Origin of the sequence: Rugamonas violacea (assembly GCF_016461825.1) — a bacterium.
In the GTDB taxonomy this organism is placed as follows: domain Bacteria; phylum Pseudomonadota; class Gammaproteobacteria; order Burkholderiales; family Burkholderiaceae_D; genus Rugamonas.
This window is the reverse complement of record NZ_JAEMNU010000164.1, coordinates 1-2,843: the sequence shown is the minus strand read 5'-3', so window position 1 is coordinate 2,843 and position 2,843 is coordinate 1. Positions and strand designations below refer to the sequence as shown.

General features: G+C 69.1%; 1 protein-coding gene. It reads left to right on the top strand.

Annotated features, from left to right (window positions below):
- On the top strand, positions 1–2,843 hold a 2,843-nt coding region (locus tag H7U20_RS31140; protein ID WP_199762743.1), incomplete at both ends, for a non-ribosomal peptide synthetase.

Here is a 2,843-nt window from a genome sequence, read left to right as displayed (position 1 = left end):
GCAGCGCAGCGCCGTCGAGCGCGGCAGCGTCGATTTCTTCAGCACGCCGTTCGACCTGGCCCAAGGACCGTTGATCCGTGGCCAGCTGCTGCGTCTGGGCGAGGACGAGCATTTGCTGCTGATTAATCAGCACCACATCATTTCCGACGGCTGGTCGATCGGCCTGCTGGTGCGGGAAGTGAGCGCGCTGTATGCGGCGTACAGCCAGGGGCGGGGCGATCCGTTGCCGCCGTTGGCGTTGCAGTACGCCGACTATGCCGTCTGGCAACGCGACTGGTTGCAGGGCGAGGCCTTGCAAGCCCAGCTCGATTACTGGCGCGGCCATCTGGCCGGCGTGCCGGAACTGCTGGCCCTGCCGACCGACCATCCCCGTCCGGCCCAGCAAAGCCACGCCGGCGCGAGTGTCGATTTCACCTTGACGGCCGAGCTGACGCAGGCCCTCAAGCAGCTCAGCCGGCGCCACGGCGCCACGCTGTTCATGACCCTGCTCACCGGCTGGGGCATCTTGATGTCGCGCATCAGCGGACAATCGGACGTGGTGGTCGGCAGCCCGATCGCCAACCGCCAGCGCGGCGAGACGGAACACCTGATCGGCTTTTTCGTCAACACCCTGGCCCTGCGCGTGAACGCCGACGGCGACCCGAGCGTGGCGGCCCTGCTGGCCCGGATGCGCGCCGGCACGCTCGACGCCTACGCCCACCAGGACGTGCCGTTCGAGCAGGTGGTCGACGCGCTCAAGCCGCAGCGCAGCATGAGCCACAGCCCGCTGTTCCAGACGATGTTCGCGATGAACAACACGCCGGGCGGTGGCGGGCTGAGCCTGCCCGGCCTGCAATTGAGCGGCGTCGCCACGCCGCATACGACGGCGCAGTTCGACCTGTCGCTGTCGATGAGCGAGGCCGGCGACAGCCTCGTTGGCGGCCTGATCTATTCGACCGCGCTGTTCGAAGCCGACACCGCGCGGCGGCTGGTGGGCTACCTGCGCGCGGTGTTGCAGGCGATGGTCGAGGACGACCAGCAAAGCGTGAGCCGGCTGAACCTGCTGGACGCCGTCGAGCGCGAGCAGTTGACGCGCGGCTGGAACGACACCGACGTCGCCTTCCCGCGCGACAAGCTGCTGCACCAGATGTTCGAGGAACAGGTGCTGCGCAGTCCCGGCGCCGAGGCCGTGCGCTTCGAAGGCGAGGTGCTCAGTTACGCCGAGCTGAACCGGCAAGCGAACCAGCTGGCGCACCGCCTGCTGGCGCTCGGCGTCGAGCCGGACGCGCGGGTGGCCATTTGCGCCGAGCGCAGCCTGGGCATGGTGGTCGGCCTGCTGGCCATCCTGAAGGCGGGCGGCGCCTACGTGCCGCTCGACCCGGACTACCCGGCCGAGCGCCTGGCCTACATGCTGGCCGATTGCGCGCCGCAGGTCGTGCTGACGCACAGCGGCTTGCCGCTGCAGGTGGACGGCACGGCGCGGTTGCAGTATCTGGACGACGCCGGCCTGGCGGCGCAGCCGCTCCACAACCCGGTGGTGGCGGGCTTGACGCCGTCCCACCTGGCCTACGTGATCTACACCTCCGGCTCGACCGGGCAGCCGAAAGGGGCGATGAACCAGCACGACGCGGCCGTCAGCCGGCTGTGCTGGGCGCAAAGCGCGTATCGGCTGGAGGCCGGTGAACGCGTGCTGCAGAAGACGCCGATCAGCTTCGACGTCTCGGTCTGGGAGTTGTTCTGGCCCTTGCTCAACGGCGCCACGCTGGTGGTGGCGCCGCCCAAGGCGCACCAGAATCCGCGCCAGTTGGGCGAGCTGATCGTGCGCGAGCAGGTGACGACGCTGCTGTTCGTGCCGTCGATGCTCGACGCCTTCATGCAGCAAGCCGAGCTGCGGCACTGCGCCATGCTGCGCCGTGTGCTGTGCAGCGGCGAGGCCCTGCCTTACGCCTTGCAGCAGCGCTTCCTGGCGGCCCTGCCGCAGGTCGAGCTGCACAATCTGTACGGTCCGACCGAGGCGGGGGTGCACGTGAGCCATTGGCGCTGCAACGACGCCCACCCGGGCATCGTGCCGATCGGCTGGCCGCTGGGGAATACGACCCTGTATGTGCTGGACGCCCATCTGCAACCCGTGCCGCAAGGTGTCAGCGGCGAGATCTATATCGGCGGCATCGGCGTCGCGCGCGGCTACCTGCATCGTCCGCAACTGACGGCCGAGCGTTTCATCGCCGACCCGTTCAGCGCGGGCACTTTGTACAAGACGGGCGACGTCGGCCGCTGGCTGGCCGACGGCGCGATCGAATACCTGGGCCGCAACGACTTCCAGGTCAAGATCCGCGGCTTGCGCATCGAGCTGGGTGAAATCGAGGCGCGCCTGGCGGCCTGCGAGGGCGTGCGCGAGGCGGTGGTGCTGGCGCGCGAAGACGTGCCGGGCGATAAGCGCCTGGTGGCCTACCTGACCGGCACGCCGGGCGGCGCGGCCGAACTGCGCAGTGAACTGGGCCGGCATCTGGCCGAGTACATGGTGCCGCTCGCCTTCGTCACGCTGGAACGCTTCCCGCTCACGCCGAACGGCAAGCTGGACCGCCAAGCCCTGCCGGCGCCGGACATGATGGCGCTGGCGGCGCGTCCCTATGCGGCGCCGGAAGGCGAGCTGGAACAGGCCATCGCGGTCATCTGGCAAGACCTGCTGGGGTTGCAGGGCCTGGGCCGCAACGACCACTTCTTCGAACTGGGCGGCCACTCCCTGCTGGCGGTGCAACTGATGTCGCGACTGCGCGAGGTCATGGGCATCGAGCTGGGCTTGCGCGAACTGTTCTCCCATCCCGTGCTGAGCGCCTTCGCCTACCAGGCGGGCCAGGCGCGGC